The 22684-nt window shown below is 62.0% G+C and carries 18 protein-coding genes; 14 read left to right on the top strand and 4 right to left on the bottom strand.

The genetic code is table 11. The features are described from left to right. Both FYK55_RS08705 and FYK55_RS08700 read right to left on the bottom strand, forming a co-directional pair. Nucleotides 1–1035, bottom strand: a complete 1035-nt coding sequence (locus tag FYK55_RS08705) for a MotA/TolQ/ExbB proton channel family protein (protein ID WP_235908534.1) — start codon at nt 1033–1035, stop codon at nt 1–3. Beyond that, a complete protein-coding gene (locus tag FYK55_RS08700; RefSeq protein WP_235908533.1) occupies nt 1032–4313 on the bottom strand; it encodes a tetratricopeptide repeat protein in 3282 nt (1093 codons plus the stop codon). Before FYK55_RS08700 ends, FYK55_RS08705 begins: the two co-directional genes overlap by 4 nt. A gap of 767 nt (nt 4314–5080) precedes the next feature. On the opposite strand from FYK55_RS08700, the gene FYK55_RS08695 reads away from it, so the two are divergent. The 7 genes from FYK55_RS08695 to FYK55_RS08665 all read left to right on the top strand — a co-directional run bounded on the left by FYK55_RS08695 (nt 5081) and on the right by FYK55_RS08665 (nt 13942). Then, nucleotides 5081–6076: an NAD-dependent epimerase/dehydratase family protein gene (locus FYK55_RS08695; RefSeq protein WP_150076013.1), complete on the top strand. Its 996-nt coding sequence runs from the start codon at nt 5081–5083 to the stop codon at nt 6074–6076. A 346-nt stretch (nt 6077–6422) separates the two neighbouring features. Beyond that, nucleotides 6423–6920, top strand: coding sequence for a fasciclin domain-containing protein (locus FYK55_RS08690; protein ID WP_150076012.1), 498 nt, complete (start codon nt 6423–6425; stop codon nt 6918–6920). Nucleotides 6921–7428: 508 nt separating this feature from the next. Further along, the gene (gene rpmE / locus FYK55_RS08685; RefSeq protein ID WP_150076011.1) at nt 7429–7677 is read left to right on the top strand and encodes a 50S ribosomal protein L31; all 249 of its coding nucleotides are present in this window, start codon (nt 7429–7431) and stop codon (nt 7675–7677) included. Nucleotides 7678–8016: 339 nt separating this feature from the next. Next, nucleotides 8017–9096 carry a peptide chain release factor 1 gene (prfA, locus tag FYK55_RS08680; RefSeq protein ID WP_150076010.1) on the top strand — a complete coding sequence of 360 codons (1080 nt, stop codon included), beginning with the start codon at nt 8017–8019 and terminating at the stop codon, nt 9094–9096. Between the two features lie 64 nt (nt 9097–9160). Next, nucleotides 9161–10039 carry a peptide chain release factor N(5)-glutamine methyltransferase gene (gene prmC, locus FYK55_RS08675; protein WP_150076009.1) on the top strand — a complete coding sequence of 293 codons (879 nt, stop codon included), beginning with the start codon at nt 9161–9163 and terminating at the stop codon, nt 10037–10039. A gap of 148 nt (nt 10040–10187) precedes the next feature. Further along, the gene (locus FYK55_RS08670; RefSeq protein WP_235908532.1) at nt 10188–12770 is read left to right on the top strand and encodes a circularly permuted type 2 ATP-grasp protein; all 2583 of its coding nucleotides are present in this window, start codon (nt 10188–10190) and stop codon (nt 12768–12770) included. Between the two features lie 11 nt (nt 12771–12781). Continuing rightward, a complete protein-coding gene (locus FYK55_RS08665; RefSeq protein ID WP_150076008.1) occupies nt 12782–13942 on the top strand; it encodes a transglutaminase family protein in 1161 nt (386 codons plus the stop codon). Between the two features lie 146 nt (nt 13943–14088). Here the strand turns inward: FYK55_RS08665 and purD are convergent, their stop codons facing one another. After that, on the bottom strand, nt 14089–15378 hold the full coding sequence (gene purD, locus FYK55_RS08660) for a phosphoribosylamine--glycine ligase (RefSeq protein ID WP_150076007.1): 1290 nt from the start codon (nt 15376–15378) through the stop codon (nt 14089–14091). Between the two features lie 683 nt (nt 15379–16061). On the opposite strand from purD, the gene FYK55_RS08655 reads away from it, so the two are divergent. The 7 genes from FYK55_RS08655 to FYK55_RS08630 all read left to right on the top strand — a co-directional run bounded on the left by FYK55_RS08655 (nt 16062) and on the right by FYK55_RS08630 (nt 22004). Further along, on the top strand, nt 16062–16862 hold the full coding sequence (locus FYK55_RS08655) for a methylamine utilization protein (protein ID WP_235908531.1): 801 nt from the start codon (nt 16062–16064) through the stop codon (nt 16860–16862). A gap of 266 nt (nt 16863–17128) precedes the next feature. Continuing rightward, on the top strand, nt 17129–18337 hold the full coding sequence (locus tag FYK55_RS08650; RefSeq protein WP_150076006.1) for a cytochrome c: 1209 nt from the start codon (nt 17129–17131) through the stop codon (nt 18335–18337). Beyond that, on the top strand, nt 18337–18510 hold the full coding sequence (locus tag FYK55_RS29445; protein WP_201743660.1) for a hypothetical protein: 174 nt from the start codon (nt 18337–18339) through the stop codon (nt 18508–18510). Before FYK55_RS08650 ends, FYK55_RS29445 begins: the two co-directional genes overlap by 1 nt. A gap of 105 nt (nt 18511–18615) precedes the next feature. Beyond that, a complete protein-coding gene (locus FYK55_RS08645) occupies nt 18616–19710 on the top strand; it encodes a COX15/CtaA family protein (RefSeq protein ID WP_235908530.1) in 1095 nt (364 codons plus the stop codon). A 7-nt stretch (nt 19711–19717) separates the two neighbouring features. Beyond that, complete coding sequence (locus FYK55_RS08640) at nt 19718–20824, top strand: protoheme IX farnesyltransferase (RefSeq protein WP_150076005.1); 1107 nt, start codon at nt 19718–19720, stop codon at nt 20822–20824. A 3-nt stretch (nt 20825–20827) separates the two neighbouring features. Continuing rightward, nucleotides 20828–21502: an SCO family protein gene (locus tag FYK55_RS08635; RefSeq protein WP_150076004.1), complete on the top strand. Its 675-nt coding sequence runs from the start codon at nt 20828–20830 to the stop codon at nt 21500–21502. A gap of 31 nt (nt 21503–21533) precedes the next feature. Next, on the top strand, nt 21534–22004 hold the full coding sequence (locus FYK55_RS08630) for a DUF420 domain-containing protein (RefSeq protein ID WP_150076003.1): 471 nt from the start codon (nt 21534–21536) through the stop codon (nt 22002–22004). 272 nt (nt 22005–22276) lie between these two features. Here the strand turns inward: FYK55_RS08630 and FYK55_RS08625 are convergent, their stop codons facing one another. Further along, the gene (locus tag FYK55_RS08625; protein ID WP_150076002.1) at nt 22277–22660 is read right to left on the bottom strand and encodes a DUF1844 domain-containing protein; all 384 of its coding nucleotides are present in this window, start codon (nt 22658–22660) and stop codon (nt 22277–22279) included. Nucleotides 22661–22684 lie beyond the last annotated feature (24 nt).

Here is a 22684-nt window from a genome sequence, read left to right as displayed (position 1 = left end):
TCAATTCGCCTTGGCAGCTCGTCCGGCCGCCGCGGGGGATTCACCGGTCCGTGGTTCCTGGCGGTAGCCCGAGGAGGACTTGCCGGGCGGAGGTGGGGGCGGCGAAATCGGTTCCAAATTGGCGTGGGCTCCGTCGATCGGAAGCAGCGCGCCGGTGGAGTCCATCCGGCGGTGGCCGGCAAACCTCGCCAGCCCCGGCGCCAGCTCGAAAGCCAGCTCCTGGATTCGGTGGAACAGCTTCACCACCCGATTCTCCAGGTACTGGGCAAAGATCGCAGCCGGGATCGCAACGGCCAGGCCGGCCAAGGTGGTGACCAGGGCGGTGTAAATCCCTTCGGACAACTGCTCGCTTCGTGACCGGTCGGCTGACAGCGAGGTGGATTCGTGGAACGCGACAATCATTCCCCACACGGTTCCCAACAGGCCCATCAACGGAGTCGCGGCGGCAGCCAGGTTCAGCCAGCGGATCGGCGCCGCGCAGCGGTCGGCTTCTCGTTGGATCGTTTCGTTGGCGGTTCGCTCGATTTCGCCCAGGGGCTGGCCGGTGCGCATCAACATTGAACCGATCACGCTGGCCGTCGGGGAAGGATTCTGGAGGCAGGCCTCGTAGGCGTCGGTCGGGTCGAACGCGTCGATCGGTTCGGCGATCTCTCGCAGCTCGCCGACCAGGTCGGCGGGCAGAATCTTCTCGCGTCGCAGGCTGAGCATCCGTTCGACCGCCAACGTCAACACCAGGACGCTCATCAACCCGATCGGAATCATGAATCGGCCGCCGCTGGCGATCAGCGACAGCATGTCGATGCCGGAGGGTTCGGCGGCTGGCGGTGGCGCGGGCGCCGCGTTGTCATCCATCATCGCCTGGATGTCGGCCGGTTGGAGTGTTGCCGGCGGTTCCCCCTGGAGCTCATCGTCCTGGCCCCAGACCCGAGCCCCCGCCATCGTGGTCGCCAACAGACACATCAACAGGCACGCAAACGTGGAACGGGTGCGGAACCGTTTCTCGTTTTCAGCGGTGTGGGGTTGGGTCGAAGTCACGATCGTTGAAGCGCCTCCAGACGCTCGGCGGATTTCTTGGCGAGTTCGTGTCCGGGGTGTTTCTGGACAACGTATTGATAAAACTGGATGGCGAATCGTCGCGATTTTGCCTTGGCGTCTTCGGACCCGGCCGATTGCATCAACTGTTCGCTGCAACGGGCCGCTTCAAAGCCGCTTTTGGCTTGCCAATTCTGGATGTCCTCGGGCGCCTTCTCGGCGCCGAAGCCGAACATGACCCGTTGGAACTGGGGGATCGCCTGATCCAGTTTGTTCTCGGCAAAATAGATTTCGCCCATCATGAAGCGGGCGCGGGCGGCCACTTCGGTGCGATACCCCTCCGCCACTTGGGAGAAGAAGTTCAGGGCTTTCTCGTTGTCGTTCTTTTGCTGGTGGGCAAAACCCAGCTCGTAGAAAACCTGCGGCAGGTAGCCGGTGGCCGGAAATCTGGTTTTCAGTTCGTCGTACCAGCCGATCGCTTCATCCCAGCGCTGCAGTTGCGCCGCGGATTGCCCGCCGTGCAGCAGGATCAATTCGCGAACCTGACGGTCGGCCGGCCCCCGGACGGTATCCGCGTTGTCGTCGGAGGCTTGGATTCGGTCGCGTCCGGTCCCGTAGGCCTTCAAGGCACGCTCGAAATGTTCGCCCTTGAATGCGGATTCGCCGATCATCATCAGGGCATCAAGTGCCAGCTTGCCTTCGGGATGCTGATCAAACTGAGAGCGGAAGGCTTCTTCGGCCTGGTCCAGATTGGAACCCTTGAACTGGGACCATCCCAGCCGGTACAGCGACTTCTCGCTCATCGCAGGGTCGGTCGCGTTGTTGGCGGCCGTTTGGTAGAAGTTCGCCGCCCGATCCCATTGTTCCGTCCGGTAGGCACGCTGGCCGAGATAGTAGGCCGCCTCGGCCGCCATCGGACTTTCGGGCGACCGCTTTAGCAATGCTTCGAAGCGCTGTTCGGCTGCATCTTCCTTGCCGCTGTCACGCAGCGACCAGCCCAACTCGTACAACACCTTGTCCATGCCCGGGTAATCGGGGACACGTTCGATCAGCTGTTGCAATCGCTCGGCTGCCAGTTCAGGTTTGTCCTGGCTTTGTAGCACCAGGGCAAGTTCATAAAGAGCGTGACCCAGGTTGTTCCCCTGCGGCTCCATGCCCAGATAGCGTTCCAGATCTTCGCGTGCGGCTGGATCGTTGCCCAGGGTTCGGTGCGAAATCCCACGGGCGATCAGCGCGTCGTCGGCCACCGGGTGTTGTGGCTTTTCACCGATAATCCGGTCGAGCGATGCCAACGCTTGCTGGTGGTTGTCCGATTGCATTTGCGACCATCCGCGGCCGTAGAGCGCGTACGGGATCAGCCCCTGGTCGCGTTCGGCCTGGATGATTTCGGTGTACAGCTCGATCGCTCGGTCGTGTTCTCCGGCGTCACTTGCCAGTTGCGCCAATTTGTATCGGGCCTGGTCGGCCATGGCCGTTTCCGGTTGCGCCGAAACAAGGTTTTGCCACACCGACTTGGCCTGGTCGGTCTGGCCGGCGTTCAACAACGCGGTACCACGCAGCAACATCGCTTCTCCATGCCGCTGCCATTGCGGTGCCGTCTCGGCGGCCGCGGCGAAGGAGGTTGCGGCCTGCTCCGGCTGGCCCGCCATCAGCTGAGCTTGACCTGCCAGGAATTTTGCTTCCGCTTTCAATTGCGGCTCTTTGATCGCTTCAGCTTCGGCATCGATCAGGGCCACGGTCTGATCGTATTGCTTTCCGGCGTTCATGGCGGTTGCCGTTCGCAACACCCACATCGGCCGCTGGGGGTGATCCGCTGCGGTTTGCTTGAGAAGTTCCCGGAAGGACTCAATCGCTTGTGGGGCGTCGCCTGAGAGCAGTTGGCTTTCGGCGACGATGAATCGGACATCCGGCGCGAGTTCGTCCTCGGAAAACTTCTGCAGGAACTCGGTCGCCAATTCGATGGCCCGCGGGAATTGGTTGATTTGCAGGGCCGAGAAGGCGGCGTTGTACAACGCGCGGGGGGCCAACGCGTCTTCGGGAGCGGAGCGGTACGCCTGTTCCGCGACGTCGACGGATTCGGCAATCGAATCGGGTATCAATGCCAGGGCTTCCGCCAGATCAACTTTCAGATCAACAGCGAAGTCTCCCTCGGCACCCGCATCCAGTTGCTTTCGTGCGATGGCGGCTGCTGCGGCCGCCTCACCGCGGGACAGTTGGATGCGGACCAGCCAATGGGCCGCCTCGGTGGCTGCGGCGGGATTGTTCTGGGACAGCACCTTCTCGAACCGCTCGGCGGCCTGATCGGTCTGGCCGCCCCGGTACAGGCTTTGGCCGGAAGCCAATGTGGCGTTGGCCGCGTAAGGTGAATCCGGGAACTCCTTTTGCAGCTGGTCGTAGCGGGCCGCCGCGTCGTTCGGCTTGCCGCTTTGCACCAACGCATAAGCCTGCCGAAAAATGGCGTACGATTGGTCGTCTTTCTGGTCCGCTTGTTCAATGGCTCGGCCGAACGAATCCACGGCCGCGTCAAATCTTCGTTGCAGCAAGTACAAGTCGCCCAAGCGCAGGTGAACATCGACCGCGAGCTCGGAATCGGCGCAGTCTTTCAACAACTGGTCAAACGATGCGATCGCCTGCTGCGTTTGATCCGCTTCTTGCTGAGCGATCCCGAGGGCGTACAACGCGTCACAGCGAAGCGGGGACTGCTTGGATGAAGGCAGCGCAATGAACTTGTTGTAAAAGCCGATCGCCTGATCCAATTTCCCGAGCCCATAGGCGGCTTCGCCGCTGTAGAAGAACGCGCGGTCGATGTAGTCGCTATTGGGATTCTCTTTCCGCAATTGCTGAAAGGTATCGATCGTTTGCCGCAACCGCTGCGGATCCCGTTGTCGGTCACCGTCGGCTGTCTCGCCGGCGGCCGCGTAGTAGCACCAACCCAGGTTCGCCAGACTTTCTTCACGCAGGTCGTACGACTGGTCTTCGATGGCGCGGGCGAACGCTTCGCAGGCAGCGGTGTAATCGGGATTCTCCCGCTGCATGTAACAGACGCCCAAGTAATGGGCCGCCTTGGAAGCCAGGTCGTCGTCGGGGTAACGCTGCAGGAACTTCTTCCATTCTTCGATCGCCAGCGGGATCGCGCCGCCGGTTTGGAAGTTCGCAGCGTCGGCATACAGGGCGATCGATTCTTCGGTCGATTCGGCGGCGGACGCCGAAGAAAGCATTCCGCTGGCCGGAATCAAGACGACGAGACATCCCAAAAGGAGCGTCGCCAGCCGGCAGGGCATGGAGGTTCGGTCAGGGCGCACGGCAATTCGTTTCAGGGGCGGAGACGGTGTTGGCGAGGCGGCTTGGGACGTGGTCCATGTCGTGGCCAGCCGTCGGCGCAGACGTCATCGGTCGGCGGCTATTTTAGCGGTGTCACGTTGCAGTCGATAGTTCGCCGGCGGATTTGCCCAGCCGGCAAAGTCAGTGGACGTGGGGGTTTCGCGGTCCTTTCGGCACTTTGGGCGTCGATTCTGGCAGTAGGTTCGTCGAGCGAACCGATCGGCTCCCTCCGTGCGTTTCAGCGGATCCCCCACCGATTTCAGCGGATCGCCGACAGGATTGTCCCGGAGATCCATTCTCGGGACGGTCCGTCCGAGTGTCTGATGCGGCGGTCTGATGCATCGGTCGCCAGACGGGGCCTACAAGCGGGGCGAGCACGGCGGGCCAGCGGTCGGGCGGTTCCAAAGTGCGGCGAACCCGCCGATACTTCGCAGCGGGCCCGGTTCTGGTTCGCCAGTCACGCGGCTGGTGGGCACCGAGTCTGGAGGTCTTCGAATAGCGTCCCCGAGCGGTGCAGGCTGCCAGCGGTGGGTGTTTCGCTAGACAATGTCAGTTTGAGTTAGCGACGCTCGCCAGAGCGTCGTCGGCTTGGCTGGGCTTATCGCGTTCAGCGACGTTCATCCACCGACTGGCGACGGCGGCTGTCGCCAACAGCTGTCCGATTTGAACCTGACGATTTCATTATTCCCCTCGCCCCAGTTCCCCTCGCTCCAGGACGAGCCCCGACGTGACCAACGCATCTGTCACCGCGAAGACCAATTTGATCACCGGAGGAGCCGGTTTCATCGGATCCCACCTGGCGCAGCAGCTGCTTGCTCGCGGGGAGAAGGTGTTGATCGTCGATGACTTGTCGACCGGTCAGCGTGAGAATCTGAATCCGATCTGGGAGCATGAGAACCTGGAATACATTTCCGGGACCGTCGAAGACGAAGCGTTGGTGGCGGAGGTCGTCGGCCGAGCAGACGTCGTTTACCACTTGGCCGCCGCCGTCGGTGTGGCGTTGATCGCGAAGCAGCCGATCCAAACCATCGAGCGAAACGTTTATCCCACTCAGTTGATTCTCAACCGTTTGGGCGAGCGCGCGAAACGCGGCCGCCTGGTGCCGTGCTTCATCGCTAGCACCAGCGAGGTGTACGGCAAGAACCCTAAATCCGTTTGGTCGGAAGAAGACGACCTGGTGTTCGGTGCAACCACCAAGCCGAGATGGAGCTACGGTGTCTCCAAAGCCATCGACGAATTCTTGGCGTTGGCGTTTCACAAAGAGCAAGGGTTGCCGGTTGTCGTGGGACGTTTCTTCAACGTCGTCGGTCCGCGGCAAACCGGAGCCTACGGCATGGTGCTGCCGCGGTTCGTGCAGGCGGCGCTTCAAGGCGACGACCTAGTCGTTCACGATGATGGGAATCAAGTGCGGTGCTTCGCCCACGTCGAGGATGTTGTCGGCGCCGTCACAAAACTGATCGAGACTTCGACCTCCTTCGGTCGGGTCTACAACATCGGAAGCGATGTGCCCGTTTCCATTCTGGAACTCGCCAAACGCGTCATCGCCCGAGTCAATCCGGAGGTGGGAATCGAGTTCCGATCGTACTCGGATGCGTACGATGAATCCTTCGAAGACATCCGACGTCGCGTGCCTGATTTGAGCCGCATCGCCGACGCCATCGGCTACCGACCGACGAACGATTTGGATGCCATCATCGATTCGGTCGCAGAATCCATGCGATGAGATGCGTGGGCGCGAAAAGGTCGCAGCGAATCGAACCCGTGAGGCAACCGGCGTCGATGATTCTCGCTTGACCGTTCATCGTTGAATCTTCGTCGCGCGGGTCCCATCGTTCGGGTCGCTGTCCGGGTTGGTAAGCGAATGCGATTCGTTGGCCGTTGCCTGGGACAGGTGATCACCGGTTGAACGTCGTCGCAAAAAAATTGTCTTGCCCCCTTGCCGCGTTCTGACAATGAGCACGAGTTAGATCGTTCCGGGTGAATCGATCGCCTCGCGAAGCTCTACCCGTCGACGTGTGTCCGTCGACTCGCAGGTGTGATCGTCGCCCTAAGTCTTTACGGAGATTGGGATGCGTAAGTTTATTGCGATTGCACTGGCAGTTGTCTTGACCGGGTCACTGACCGCACCGGCGTTTGCGGAAGAGAAAGCCACTGCGGAAAAGACCATTGTTGAAACAGCAGCCAGCTTGGATCAATTCAGCACACTCGTTGCCGCCGTGAAAGCGGCCGGCCTGGTCGACACGCTGTCAGGCAAAGGTCCTTTCACCGTGTTCGCGCCGACCAACGAAGCGTTCGCGGCTCTGCCGGATGGCACCGTCGAAACTTTGCTGAAGCCGGAAAACAAGGAAAAGCTGGTCAGCATTCTGACCTACCACGTGGTCCCGGGCAGCGTGATGGCCAAGGACGTCGTCGAGTTGGATTCCGCCAAGACGGTCCAAGGCTCCAGCGTTGACATCGAAGTCAAAGATGGTGCCGTGATGATCGACAAGGCCAAAGTGATCAAGCCAGACGTCAAGTGCTCCAACGGCGTGATCCACGTGATCAACAAGGTGATCTTGCCCGAGTGATCATTGCTCGGTCGCTTCGACAACCATTTGGTGGGATTTCAACTTCCCGGCGTCAGTCGTTCGGGAGTCAACACACCCGCCAAAGATCAATGCACCGCTTCGAGATGTCGAAGCGGTGTTTTTGTTTGCGCCATTGAATGCGATCGTCGGTAGGCCGGACGGAATGAGCCTGGTGTCCTTGTTCCAAGGCTCCCGCCTTGGAACAGGCTGCTCTGGCAGGCTTCGCCTGCCAACTTTCGCAGATGCTCTATCCCCGGAACGCCCCAGAACGCCCTGGAACGCGCAAAGGTTTCGCGGGGAAAGGCCGGCGGAGCCGGCACGCGCAGTGCGTTCCCGGGCGGGAGCCTGGGAACGAGGGGGCGGGAGCCCGGGAACGAGGGGGCGGGAGCCCGCCAGCCCTGCATTGATCAGCCCTTGTCCAATCGGCCGTCGATTGCCTATGTTGTGGGGCTTCGCGGGACTGTACCCCAGCCAGGCCCGCCCGACACCAACCAGAGAGAAATGTGCCATGAAAGAAGGCATCCACCCCAAGTACGAAGCCACTACCGTCAGCTGCGGTTGCGGCAATTCCTTCGAAACCCGCACCGTTCGCGGTGGTGAGATGAAGGTCGATATTTGCAACGCCTGTCACCCGTTTTACACCGGCAAATTGAAATTCGTCGATACCGCCGGTCGGATCGACAAGTTCCAAAAGAAATTCGCTGCCGGCTCGTATGGCAGCCTGCAAAAGAAGAAAAAAGCGGGCAAGAAGAAATAGGTTTGCCGTCGCCGCTGCCCGAACGCATCGCGGCGCACGCAAACTGGCTCAGCCAACCGCATGGTCCGCAAGAATGCCGGGCCATGCGGTTTTTTTTGGCGTCCGCTATCCTGTCGCGCCTGGGCCGTTTGCCGGCGCCGAATCTCCGCCGGAATTCCCTTGCCGGTGCGTCGGTCCGCCGCCACGCGGCGGCACTGACGGTGCCAATCATCCCGCTCGCCGCTGTACCGCCGGCCAGTGGCCTACCCCAGTCCAGTGGCCTGCCCCAGTCCAGTGGCCTGCCCAGGGCCAATAGCCTCCCCCGGTTTTGTACGTTCCACTCCCTTTCACCTCGCTGACATGACCAGTATTCGTGACCTGCTGGAAGAGAAACTTGATCGGTTCGAGCAACTTGAACGCGACATGGCCGATCCGGACGTGCTGGCCGACGGCAACCGGATGGGAGCGACCGCCCGCGAGCACGGCGGTTTGGCGAAGCTGGTCGGAAAGTATCGCGAATTCAAGCGGATGACCGAAGAGATTCAGGGCTGCAAGGAGATGGCGGACGCGGCGGAGGATTCCGAGGAGCGCGAGATGGCGCAGGCGGAGATGGCCGAGTTGAAAACGCAGCGGGAAGCGGTCTGGGAGGAAATCCTTAGCATGACCGTCGGCGGCGAAGACAGCCATCGGACGCGCTGCGTGATGGAAATTCGCGCCGGGACCGGCGGCGACGAGGCGGCGCTGTTCGCCCGCGACCTGTTCGAAATGTATCGGCGTTACGCCGAGGCAAGGTCGTGGAAAGTGGAAGTGATGGACAGCAGTGTTTCGGACATGGGCGGGTTCAAGGAGATCACGTTGACTCTGGAAGGAGAAAGCGTGTATCGCGATCTGGCGTACGAGTCCGGCGGCCACCGCGTTCAGCGGGTTCCGGAAACCGAAACGCAGGGTCGGGTTCACACCAGCGCGGCCACCGTCGCCGTGATGCCCGAACCGGAAGATGTCGAAATCGAGCTGAAATCCGACGACTACCGTGTCGACAAATTCGGTGCCTCCGGCCCCGGCGGTCAGCACGTCAACAAGACCGAATCGGCGATTCGCTTGACGCACCACGAAACCGGCATCGTCGTCCAATGTCAGGATGAAAAGAGCCAGCACAAGAACCTGGCCAAAGCCCTCCGCGTGCTCAAGGCTCGGATCTATGAAAAGAAACGCGAAGAGGAACAGGCCAAGCAGGCTCAGCAGCGCAAGGGGTTGATCGGATCGGGTGACCGTAGTCAACGGATCCGTACTTACAACTTTCCGCAGAACCGGCTGACCGACCATCGCATCAACCTGACACTCTACAAATTGGACCAGATCATGGCCGGCGATTTGAGTCCGGTGACCGAAGCATTGATCGAGTACGACCGCGATCAGTTGCGCAGTGACATGGTCGAGTGAGCAGCACAACGTCGCCCGCACCGACCCACGTTTCCTTTCGACACGCGCCCGGGGCGCTTGCCAGATGACCGATGAACCATGGACCGTGCTGCGACTGTTGCAGTGGACGACCGAGTTCTTTCAGAAGCGTGGAAGCGATTCGCCGCGTTTGGATGCCGAAGTCCTGCTGGCGCACGCGCGGCAATGCAGCCGGATCGAGTTGTACACGGCGTTTGAAGAGCAGCCGGATGCGGAGCAGCGGGCGGCATTCCGCGAACTGGTCCGCCGTCGCGGGGAAGGCACGCCGGTGGCCCAGCTGGTCGGCTACAAAGAGTTCTATTCCCTGCGGTTTCGTGTCGATGAGAACACGCTGATCCCGCGGCCGGAGACCGAACACGTTGTGATCGAAGCGATCGACTGCGCCAAGGCGATGGCCGTGACGGATCGACCGCTGCAAGTCGCCGACGTGGGGACGGGATCGGGCGCGATCGCCATCGCCCTGGCCGTTCATTTGCCCGAGGCCGAGGTCACCGCAATCGACTTGAGCGAAGCCGCGTTGGAGATTGCCCGCTGGAACGCCAGCCAGCATGCCGTTCAGGATCGAATCCGCTTCGTCCACGGTGACCTGTTGGCGGACGTTTCCCAGCCGGCCCTGTTTGACTTGATCTGCAGCAACCCGCCCTACGTCAGCGAGCAGGAATACGAACAGTTGGATCGTTCGGTCCGCGACCACGAACCCCGTTCGGCGCTGGTGGCGGGGGAAGACGGCACGGAAGTCATCAAACGGCTGATGGCGGAGTCCTATCCGCGGTTGAACCCGGGCGGGCGGCTGATCATTGAATTGAGCCCCATGATCGCCGGGGCGTGCGAGGAACTGGCCGATCAGATCAGCGAACTGGGGGATCTGCGGTTCGTCAAGGATCTGGCCGGTCACCGCCGGGTGCTGTCGCTGCGGCGGATCTGAACGTCTGGCCATCGACGAGTCCGCTGCGGTCGCTATCATGACACACCGAGGTGGTTTCGCTGCTGAGCATGGATTATCGGTACGCATCGCGACGCGGCTGTTTGCGTCGTGATTCAATCATCTACCCCGCCGTCCGAAGAACGACAGTTTGAATACGACGCTCCAGTCCGGTTCCCTGTGGACCCCCGAATCGCTCGCCGCCGGCGGATTCGACGAGCGGATTTTTCCTGACGGGACGGTGCGGCCGTCGTGGCAATTGGTGTCCGACCAACTGGCCGCCCTCGGCCCGGAAGAGATGTTGGACCGATCGGCGTCCATCGAACAGTTCATTCGCGAAAACGGCATCACCTTTCACGCCGACCAGTCGCAGGGGGCCGTGCCGTCGGACGAGGATGAGGAAACCGCCAATCGTCCCTGGCAGTTGTCGGTCATCCCGTTCGTGATGGGGTCGGCCGAATGGAATGTTCTCAGTGATGGTCTGGTCCAGCGCACCCACTTGCTGGAACGCATCTTGGTCGACTTGCTCGGCGAGCAGCGTTTGATCCGCGAAGGCGTTGTGCCGGGGGAGTTGTTCTGGGCCAACCCGGTGTTCAGCCGCGCTTACCACGGGCTGGAGGGAACGCCGCAGAAGTTGCACGTCACCGCGACGGACCTGGTTCGAGGGGTGGACGGGCTGTGGCGCGTCACCGGCGACCGGACCCGCGCCCCCAGCGGGCTGGGGTACCTGTTGGAGAACCGGATCGTGATGGGACGGGTGTTGCCCAAGCTGATCCGGCGGAGCAACACGCGCCGCCTGGCATCGTTTTTCGAGTCGCTGCGAGAGCACCTGCAGTCACTGGCGCCGCAAGACCGCAGCAATCCGCGGGTGGCGCTGTTGGCGCCTCCCAGCGGAAGCTATCGAGAATTCGAAGACACCTATTTGGCTCGGTATCTCGGGTTGACGTTGGTCCGGGGCAGCGACTTGGCGATTCGTGGCGGTTGCCTGCACGTCAAGACGCTCGGCGGTTTGTTGCCGATCCAGGTCCTGTGGCGGCACATCTCCGACCGGCGGTGCGACCCGTTGGAACTGGACCCCGCGTCCAATCAGGGCGTCGCGGGACTGCTTCGCTGCGTGCGGCATGGACGTGTCGCGGTGGTCAACGCGATCGGCAGCGTGTTGGCGCAGACGCCCGGCTTGATGCCCTATTTGGAGCAGGCCAACCAGTTTTTCTTCGGCGGTTCACTGCAGCTCCCTTCGTTGAAGTCTTACTGGCTTGGTGATCCGCAACAGCGTGCCTACGTCCTGGATCATCTGGATTCGCTGGTGTTGCGTTCGGCCTATACCGTGTCCAGTCAGGAACCGATTGACACGACGCGACTGAGTCAGCAGGAACGCGCCGAGTTTCTGCAGCGAATCGAAGCGGACCCAGGTCAGTTTCTGGCTCAGGAGCGGTTGGCGTACAGCAGCACGCCGGTCTGGATCGGCGGGCAGGTCAAACCCCAGCGTGTGGCACTGCGAAACTTTCAGCTGATCCGCGGCGATCGTGTTGAGGTGTTGCCCGGTGCGCTGGCCCGCGTCGGCAACGACGAAATGGAGCTTTCGCGGTCGCCGGTCAGCGGTCAGCGGACGTTGGATTGTTGGGTGACCAGCGACGTGCCGCTGGGCAAACACAAGTCGCTGTTGCCCAGCGGCCGGAACGCGATCAAGCTGCGACGCATCGGAGACGAATTGCCCAGCCGTGTTGCCGAGCACCTGTATTGGCTGGGCCGCTACGTCGAACGTGCCGAGGGCATCTCGCGACTGATGCGAACCACGCTCAGTCGGCTCTCGGGAGAAGAAACCACGGAGATGGCGGCGGAACTGCCGCGGCTGACCTATGCCCTCGCTTCGCTCGGCCAGATCGAGCCCGGCTACGCGGTGGATTCGTTTGTCGCCGGGCTGCCGAATCTGGACCAGGTGCTCCCGGCTTCGGTGTTGGATCCCGAGCAGCCACGGGGGCTGATTCGGACGATGCAGTCGGTGATGCACAACGCCACCGCCGTCCGCGACCGCTTGTCCAATGATGCCTATCGGATTTTGCGACGGGCGTTTCGAGAACTCAACCAACCGGCCTCCGCTTCCGGCCGAGCCGTCAGTGAGGGCATGGGGTATGGCGAAGCGATCGAGCGGGTGGGAACCCTGATCGTGGACCTGCTGGCGTTTGCCGGCGTCACCAGCGAAGGTTTCGTGAGAACGCACTCCTGGCAGTTCTTGGAGCTCGGCCGGCGCATCGAACGGGCCGACCAGACGTGCGACCTGCTGCTGACCATGCTCTGCCCGGCGACCGAGAACGGCAAGGCGATCTGTGAAGCGGCCTTGGAGATCACCGACAGTTTGATGACGTACCGTTCCCGGTACCTGAACCTGGTGCGGCTGGCGCCGGTGGTCGATCTGATCGTGACCGACGATACCAATCCCCGTTCGGTGCTGTACCAATTGGACCGTATCAGCGACGTGATCGAGAAGCTTCCGGCCGTCGAAGGCCCGGTGCGGTTGGACGCAATCGAACGCATCGTGTTGGACATGCAGTACCAGGTCAAACTGGCCGATCCCTATCAGTTGTGTCAGACCAGCGACGATGGGACGCTGGAACAGCTTGGCAAGCTGCTCCGCGGGATCGCCGGACGATTGCCCGAGTTGTCCGACGCCATCAGCGCGCACTACCTGATCCACACCGCCGCGACCCAGCAATTGACGGGGACCGGCAGATGAATGGTGGCCAGATGAACGAGGGCCACGCGAACGGCGGCCAGGCGAATGGTGGCCCCAAGGGCGACCCGTTGCCGGAGAATACCGCGGCCACGCCCGGGGCGGCACCGGCGGCATTACCAACTGCGGTCCGCTACCGCATCCGGCACAGCACGTCGTATCAATACAGCCAGAACGTCGCCGTCTGTCAGAACCAGCTGCGGATGCAGCCGATCAGCGGTGGCAACGTGATTTGTCATCGGTCAACCTTGACCGTCGTACCCGAACCGTCCAGTCGCGACGAACACTTTGATTACTTCGGCAATCGGGTGCAGGCGTTTTCGATCGAGAGCAAACATCGCTCGCTGAGCGTGGTGGTGGAAAGCCAAGTCACCATTCGTCAGCCCCGCGTGGTTGCCGAATCGGCGTCGCCGCCGTGGGAAACCTGTTTGAAGCCGGTCGGACAGCGCGGCGGCTTGCCGTTACGCGACGAACATCGATACGCGTCGCCGAGAGTCGCGCCCGGGCGACCCTTTGCCGACTATGCCCGCGAGTCGTTCGGTGATGGAAGAGGGATCGTGGAAGCGGCGTTGGATTTGACCCGCCGCATCCATCACGATTTTGCCTATGACACGACCGCCACGGATGTGAACACCACCACCGAGCGGGCCTTTGAATTGCGAGCCGGCGTTTGCCAAGACTTCGCACACGTTCAGATTGCCTGCCTGCGATCGATCGGGCTCGCGGCTCGTTACGTGAGCGGCTACCTGCGGACGGTACCGCCGCCAGGCAAGCCACGACTTGTCGGGGCCGACGAATCCCATGCCTGGCTGGAAGTCTTCGCCGGCGAAGACCTCGGCTGGTTGGGCCTGGACCCGACCAACGCCTGCCTGGTCGGGATGGATCACATCCCGGTGTCGCTCGGACGCGACTACGGCGACGTCAGTCCGATGCGGGGCGTCGTGTTGGGCGGCGGTACCCACACGCTGAAGGTCAGCGTGGATGTGGCGCCCGCCCAGGAGGTCGCCGGCAGCAAGGACGCGTCGCCGCCTCCGAATTCTCCGCCGGCTTCCCAGCCTCAGCCGGCAGGCGAGAGCTCGGAGAGTGGGAATCCTGCGACCGCGAATCCAGCCCCGTCGCCCGACCCGCCGACGAGTCAATCACAGTCTCAATCGCAGCCCCCGCCATCGGGTTGATGGAAAAGGGGACGGGGGGCAAAAGCCGGAACGGCCCTTCGGGTGCTTTGCACTATTGACCCCCGTCCCCTTTTCCTCTGACGGGTACTTTGCACTATTGACCCCCGTCCCCTTTTCCGTGATGCCTTTTCCGTGATGAACATGCTCTAGGTCAACGCCTTGTCGCTGATATCCTTGCGGCACCAGGCACCGCTCCAGCGGATTTTTTGCACCGCCGTGTACGCCTTCAGCTTCGCGGCACTGATGCTGTTGCCGATCGCGGTGACGCCCAAGACGCGACCGCCGTCGTTGACGACTTTTCCGTCGACCAGGCTGGTTCCCGCGTGGAACACTTTGACGTCCTCGATCTCGGCGGCCTCAGCCAGGCCCTTGATTTCACGTCCTTTCTCGTAGTCGCCCGGGTAACCTTCGCTGGCCATCACCACGCAAATGCTTGGTCGCGGGTCCCATTGCAAGGGTTCGATCTCCGACAGCCGGCCGTCGGCGGCGGCGACCAGGACGTCGACCAGATCGGATTGCAGACGCATCAGCAGGGGCTGGCATTCGGGATCGCCGAAGCGGACGTTGAACTCCAGCACTTTTGGGCCGGCGGCGGTCAACATCAGCCCCGCGTACAAGACTCCCTTGAAGGGCTTGCGGGCCCGCTTCATGGCATGCACGACCGGTACAAGGACGTCCGATTCGATCTTTTCGAACATCGCCTCGTCGACGATCGGCGTCGGGCAGTAGGCGCCCATGCCGCCGGTGTTCGGTCCGGTGTCGCCGTCAAAAGCCGGCTTGTGGTCTTGCGCCGCTGGCAGCGAAATGATCGTCTCGCCATCGGTGATTGCCAGCACGCTGGCCTCCTGGCCGACCAGACGTTCCTCGATGATCAGTTCGTTGCCGGCGGCGCCAAACTCCTTTTGCCCGGCGATGCGGTCGATTGCCTGCAGGGCATCGCTGCGTGTGGAGCACACGATGACGCCTTTGCCGGCGGCCAGGCCGTCGGCTTTGACCACCACCGGGACGGGCTCATTGGGTTCGGTGTACTTGTCCTTGATGTACCGGGACGCCTCTTCGGCGCTGCGAAACGTTCGATAGTCGGCGGTGGGGATGTCGGCGGTGTGCAGCAGGTTCTTGCAAAACACTTTGCTGCCTTCCAGTTCCGCCGCCGCCGCGGTCGGACCGAACACCCGCAGACCGGCCTCCTCCATGGCATCGACCAGTCCGGCGACCAGGGGTGCCTCGGGGCCCACCACCGTCAGGTCGATTGCGTTGTCGCGCGCGAACTTCACCAAGCCCGGAACGTCCGTTGCGGCCAAGTCCACGTTGGTCGCCTCTTTCGCGGTCCCGGCATTGCCGGGGGCCACGAACACCTCACTGACCTTGCTGCTTTGACCGATTTTCCAAGCCAGGGCGTGCTCTCGTCCGCCGCTGCCGACCACCAAAACTTTCATCAAACTGACCGCTCAATAAGACGCGTGAGAAAACTGCTCGGCGGCAATGTAATTGTTCGGGGGTCGCGGCGGCAGACGTGGTCTTCGATGTCCCGCGTCAGCCGTTGGTCCTCCCGCGTCAGCGGCGGATCCCCCCTGCGCAGCTTCTTTTCCCCCTGCGCAGCTTGTTGATTTGGCAGCTGCGGCGCCGGCGGGCGGAACCGGGGGATGGTCGCCGCTTTGCGTGGTCGCGACGCGTTGCGCCGTCATTTCGATGGGCTGGGGGGTATGAACGGGTTGTGCGACTTAATATCGCTTTAGTGGTGGACATTCCGTCGATGTGCCTTATAATCAAAGTGTCCTGCCTGGGAAACGTGTTTCTGCCGTCACCTTCTATCCCACCCCAATTGACGGCGCGGTTCCCCCGAAGACTAATTACGAAAAGGCGGCGGCTGGTCGAGATCCCCACTCAAGGTCAGCCGCCGCCTTTCTCATTTGACGTCTTGGACTACCTTATGGTTGCCCGCGTAGAATTTCAGCGCGGCAGAGACCGGCAGCTTGAATCACTGGCCCGCCCAGAGAGCTTGGCAGACGAAACCTTGGCTGACTCGGTTCGTGGCCGAACGATCGCCCAACGCGACCCCTGCGAGTCGGGCATTCCCCCCAACTAGATTCTCCCCAACCAGATTCTTAGGAGCACAGGTGTGAACTATCTCGTTTTCTCGACTCGAACCTTCCTTTCCGCAGCCGTCGCATTGGCGGCGTTGACCGCGATGGGTCCGGCCGCCTCGGTCCAAGCTGAGGAGACGGGGACGCTGCGAATGACGTTCAAGTACAAGGGGGATCCGCCCAAGCAGGGCACGATCGAGCCCACCAACGACAAGGCGTTTTGCGGACAGCATGACATCCCGGACGAATCGCTGGTGGTCAATCCCGACAACAAGGGCATCAAGAACGTGATCGTTTACGTCTACACCGGCCGAGGCGGAACCAAATTGCCCAAGATGGATTTGAAGCCTGAAACCCATGAGTTGGCCAATAAGGAGTGCCGCTTCGAGCCGCACGTCGTGGTGGCCAAACAAGGCGACACGATCAAGGTCACCAACCCCGACAAGGTCGGCCACAACGCCAACTTCGCATTCTTCCGCAACGACAGCCAGAACGTGACCGTTCCGGCCGGTGGTGAAGTGGATGTGAAGTTGGAAGAAGCGGAGCCGGCTCCCATTCCGGTTGCCTGCAACATCCACAACTGGATGAAAGCCCAACTGGTCGTCCTGGATCACCCGTTCGCCGCCGTCAGCGACGAGAACGGCGTCCTGGAGATCAGCGGGTTGCCAGTCGGAGAAGAAATCGTGTTCCGTGCCAATCATGAAACCGGCTCGTTGAGCGACGTGATCATTGACGGCAAGGAAGAATCGTGGCGTGCCAGCCGGTTTGAAGTTGAAATCGAGCCTGGCATGAACGACATGGGAACGATCGAAGTTCCTGCTTCGGCATTCGAATGATTCGTCGCTGAATCGGCGAACGCTCGATCGGCCGAGCAGATGGAAATCACGCTCCGGTGTCAGCGGCATGGCCGCTGGCACCGGTTTTTTGTTGGCGTCTTCGGATTTCACAGCGGCCCATCGGACGCTTTGACGCTGATGCAACGGACGCGTCCACCACGGCGGGGTCGGTGTTTGGGTCCGGACGTGTCGGGTTGGCCAGAACGAGCGGTGTGCGACAATTCATTCCGTTGGTTGCTCGGGGGCCGTTCGGTTACGCTTGTGCCATGAGAATCGTTGTGCCAGTCGGTTTGGCAATCGGGTGCCTGTGGGTGGCCGGTTGTGACGCCCCGGTGGATCACTTTCCGCCCAACCGCGTTCATGCGCTGGTGGTATCGGCAAGCCGGCAGGTGGACGCCGAATTGGCCGCGGAGGATTCGCTGTCCGTGATCGATGCCTGGTTCGGGACACCGGAGCAGCCCCGTTGGCCGAAAGATCTTCTTCGCGGTGACGCCGCACAGCATCTGGTCGATCCGGATCGTTTGGTCCGCGCGGCCGGACGCGTGTACAGCGATCAGGAAAACCATCACTTCGGGCTGTACAACGAACACTGCGTGACCTGCCACGGCGTCGCCGGCGGTGGCAACGGTCCGGCGTCGCTGCTGCAGAATCCCTACCCGCGTGACTTCCGCGCCGGGGTGTTCAAGTGGAAGTCGACGGCGCGGTCCAGCAAGCCGACGCGTGAGGATCTGCTGCGGATCCTGCAGCATGGGGCTCCTGGAACGGCAATGCCCAGCTTCCAGACCGTTGCCGGCGAAGATTTGGAAGCGTTGATCGACTATGTGATTTTCCTGTCGGTCCGTGGTGAGGTCGAACGGCGTCTGGTCGACATCGCCGTGGACGAACTCGGCTACGAGGAGCGACGACCCGACGCGGATGCCAGTTTACTGGGTGTCGTTTCGGAGGCCCCGCAGGCGGCGGACACGGACGCGGCCGACCTGGCCGTTGCGGAGCTGAACGAGGTCGCTGGATCTTGGGCGGAGGCTCCGGAGGAGGTCGTGCCGGTGCCCGACGAAACGCCTTTCGATGCTGCATCGATCGAACGCGGGCGGGAACTGTTTCATGGTCCAATCGCCAACTGCGTCGGTTGTCATGGCCCCGATGGCGATGGCCAGGCGGCAACCTTGGACTACGACGACTGGACGAAAGAATACACGACGCGTTTGGCGATCACGCCGGATGACGACGATGCCGTCCGGCCGTACCGGCAGGCGGGAGCATTGCGTCCTCGGCAGATTCACCCGCGCCGGCTGACGTCGGGCGTGTTCCGCGGCGGCGGCGATTCCCAGACGTTGTATCGCCGGTTGTTGGTTGGAATCGCCGGGACACCGATGCCCGGGGTGATCGTCGCCCAGGAGCCCTCCGCCACCGGGCTGACGGCGGAGCAGATTTGGGACCTGGTCCACTACATCGTGTCCTTAAGTGAGCAACCGTGATGAGCCAGGAACGTTACCGCAGTATTGGAGCTGTCATCGGATTGGTGGTTTGTCTAGCCGCGATGACCGCGGTGGGGCTGACGGGGGTCTTGGCGGGCGCCCTGTTCGGAGCCGGCGGTGCCGTCGCCGGAGGGATCATCGGCGAGAAGGTTCATGCCCGCCGCGGCAACTAGCTGATCGCGATCCTTTGCGGTAGCCACGCCCGCCAGAGCATAGAAAATGCCGGGTGTTCTCCGTCCACGCACGACTTGTTTGACGTTTCCGAAGCAACCGAATCGATGAACCCTCCAACCGAGATTTCCGCTCAACACGACGCGTCGGCGATGCGTTCGGTGTGGCTGCACCGGTTGGCCGTGTTGGCGGTCACCCTGGTTTGGCCCTTGATTTGGGTGGGCGGCCTGGTCACGACCTATGACGCGGGGATGGCGGTTCCCGATTGGCCGGGAACGTATGGCTACAACTTGTTCCTGTACCCGATTTCGACGTGGTTGTCGGGCCCGTTCGACCTGTTCATTGAGCACGGGCACCGCTTGCTTGGGGCGGTGGTGGGCATGGTGGCGATCGCGTTGGTGGCGGTCGCGGCAACCCGTGAACGCCGGCGGTGGGTGATCGCGCTGGCCGCAACGATTCTGGTCGCGGTGATTCTGCAGGGTGCCCTGGGAGGCGTCCGCGTGCTGTTGGGCGATCGGACCGTGGCAATGATTCACGGCTGTTTCGGCCCGGTGGTTTTCGTGTTGTGTTGCGTTGCGGCGGCCGTGACCAGCCGGTCCTGGTGGGATCGACGCTGGGACGGCCGGGCGGCAGCAGACCGCAAGAGGCCCGGCCGTGGCGTGGTATCCCTGGCGACCACGGTCGTCGTGCTCAGCTACGTGCAACTCCTATTGGGGGCCCAGTTGCGGCACGTCCAGCCAACGACAACTCCGGGAATGTTCACGCTGGAGGTGGCTTCCCACATCACCGGCGCCTTCGTCTTGTGGGCGTTGACGCCGGTTTTGTTCCTTTTGGTACGCCGCTGCGGCGATTTGACGCTGTCGCGACCGGCCGGTTGGCTGATATGGTTTGTGGGCGCACAGATTTTGCTCGGCACGGGAACGTGGATCGTCAATTACGGGTGGCCCTCGGTGTTGGCGTTTCTGCCCTTCGGCGAGGGCTTTGTGGTTCGATCGAAAGGTTTTATCGACTCGATCATTGTCACCGGTCACGTCGCCGTGGGATCCTTGATTCTGGCCACCTCGGCCGTCGTGTTGCTGCAAGTTCTGCGTCATCGGTCGTTGGTGGCTCGCGGAGCCATCGGAGCGAGCCGTGACGCGGATACCGAGAAGTTGGGCGATGACCGATCGTCACACGAAAACAACGTTGCCGTTCCCGTTTAATACTGCCATGTCCACCGACGTTCTCGCTGCCGAGTTGCCCCGCATCGGATCCGCCGGTCCACGCCCCGCGCGGTCGCGCGGCGAAGCAACCCAGGAGGTGGCTTCGGCGAACCGAACTGGCGAAACTCGACTGGCTGAATCTCAACTGGCCATCGAATCTGGCACACTGGTTGTGTCGGCCGATGGCACCTTGGCGGCCGATCGGATCGGGGGCGCCGAGAGTCTCTCTGCATCCGGGGGCATCCGAGCCGCGGTGAATGATCTGGTACAGCTGACCAAGCCGCGGATCGTTGTCATGATTTTGGTGACGACCGTGGCCACCGCGATGATCGCGGCCGGTGGAACGGTGTCACCGCAGACGTTGCTTGTCCTGCTGTTGGGGACCGGACTCGTGGCCGGCAGCGCCGGCGGAGCCAACCAGATTTGGGAACGCGTGATCGATCGCAACATGGCGCGCACCGCGGGGCGTCCGCTACCCGCGGGGCGGATGTCGACGGGCTTGGCAACCGCGTTCACTGCCTGGGCCGGAACCACGGGAACGGCGCTGCTGTTGATGCGATTCGGCGCGGCGCCGGCGTTGGTCGGATTGGCCACCTGGGTGATTTACGTGTTCGTGTACACGCCGATGAAGACCCGCACTTCGTGGAACACGACCGTCGGAGCCGTTGCCGGTGCCCTGCCGATGCTGATCGGCTACACCGCCCTGGGCGGTTCACTGGCCAGCGGGACCGCGTGGCTGTTGTTCGGCGTTCTGGCTGCGTGGCAGTATCCGCACTTCATGGCGATCGCCTGGTTGTACCGTCGGCAATACGGTCAGGCCGGATTCTGCATGTCCACGACCGTCGAGCCGACCGGGTTGTCGGCCGCGGCCCAAAGCATTCTCGGGTCACTGGCCGTGATCGGCTGCGGGATCGCGTTGTGTTTCCAGTCGCCCGGCTACATTGCCGCATCGGTCGGTTCGCTGGCGGTGCTCGCCAGCACGCTTCCGATGTTGAAAGCGTCGCTCCGTTTCGCGGCCGAACGAAACGACCAGACCGCACGTAAACTGTTGCGTTCGTCGTTATTGGTACTGCCGGCCGTGTTGGCCGTGGTGACGATCCGCGTCTTCTGGTGAGTGATGAGAACCGCACTGAACATCACGTCGATTCTGGTCGTCGGAATCGTCTTGGGATTGATTGCACGGTCATGGAGAACCCCGCGGACGGTCGAGGGGCCGGGGCCGGATGAGATCGTCTACACGCCCGATGTGGCTCCCGGCGAGGCGATCAAGACGGATGACCAACCGATCACCAACAACGATGTCGTTCGTCCGCCGGAGGACGAAGCTTGGCTCAGCCGCTTTGAACTGGTCGAACGCAGCGGCGAAGCGGTCAGCAGCGAAGACCTGCTCGGGCAGCCCTATGTGGTCAGTTTCTTTTTCAGCACCTGTCCCAGCATTTGCGTCCAGCAAAACCAAAAACTGAAAGAGTTGCAGGACGAATTTGAAGATCGCGGCGTGCGGTTCGTGGCCATTTCGGTGGACCCGGAAACGGACACCCCGGAACGCCTTCGCGAGTACGCCGCTCGGTTCGGTGCAGACGAAGAGCAATGGCTGTTTTTGACGGGCGACCTGACCTACATTCGGCGAATTGGCGCTGAGATTTTCCAGCAGCCGGTCGACAAGAAGTTCCACACCGAACGCTTTGTGTTGGTCGATCCGGCCGGCAAGATCGAGGGCATGTACAGTTGGCCCGAGCCGCGTCAGTTCGAAAGGCTGAAGTCGTCGATCGAATCGATGCTGGACAAGACGTAGCCGGTTCGATCCTCGCTTTCATCGTTGTTTTATGTTTTGGCAGACGCTGGCCGATAACCTTCCGCACTGCACCGCCCTGCTGAACGCGACGGCGACGGGGTTGCTGGCGGCGGCATTGATCCAGATTCGCGGGGGCCGAGTGCGGGCTCACAAGCGATTGATGCTGACGGCTCTGGCCGTCAGCGCACTCTTTCTGGCGCTGTACCTGCTGCACAAAGTGGCGCTGTTTCAGACCACCGGTGAACCCAATAAGCGGTTTCCCACCGACACGGCGGTGGCACCACTGGCGGCCCGGTACACCTATTACGGCATCCTGGGAACCCACCTGCTGTTGGCGGTGACGGTGCCTTTCTTGGCGTTGCGAGCGGTGTACCTGGCAATGAAGGGACGCATCGTCGCCCACAAACGCTTGGTCCGTTGGGCCTATCCGATCTGGATGTACGTGTCGGTCACGGGCGTCCTGGTGTACCTGATGCTGTACCAGTTGTACCCCTCCGCCTGACAGGCCGTGCCGTCTGGTTCACCCGGCCTTTCCACGGAGGGTCGAATGTAGCGAGGGAGGATTGTCTCGCCGCTCGCTGAAGAGGATTGCTGTCGCCGCTTCGCGGCTGGTGGTGTTTTGGGCAGCCCGTTCCGTCGGCTTGCGCCGACGGCAGGGGGCTGTCGGCGCTTCGCGACTGGAGTCAAGCAAGGACCGTGCGCCAGCGGCCGCTTGCCGGACGGCGAAGTGACTTGGCTAGATACCGAGATTGTTTGGCGCGTGACCCGCTGGGTTCACGACTGCTTGCTGGCGCCGACGTAGGCCATCCGCAACAGATGCAGGACTTCGTCAAACATCTTGGATTCGTCGTCGTTGGTGTTGCCTTTGGTTTTGGCTTCCAACATTTCCAAGGTGTCAATCATGTGCTTGGCCATCATCAGGTCGGACTCCTTTTCACCGGTGCTCGGATTGGGCATCACCCCGAGCGCCATCATGGCTTGGCTGTAGAAGGTGCTGATCAGCATCTCCAGGCTGGCCGGCGGCAGTTGCGGTGCACCGGCGCCGGATTCGGCTTCCTTCTCAGCGGCCTCGGAAACGGCCTGCTTCTCTTTTTCGACTTGAGACTTCCAGTCGTCGTCGACGACCAATTCCGGAGGTTCATTTTTGTCGTCTGTCATTGGAACTCCGTGGGGAAAGAGGAA

The organism is Roseiconus nitratireducens (assembly GCF_008629675.1).
GTDB classification, from domain to species: Bacteria; Planctomycetota; Planctomycetia; order Pirellulales; family Pirellulaceae; genus Stieleria; species Stieleria nitratireducens.
Note: the sequence above shows the minus strand (reverse complement) of the source record. Positions and strands in the feature narration are given on the sequence as shown.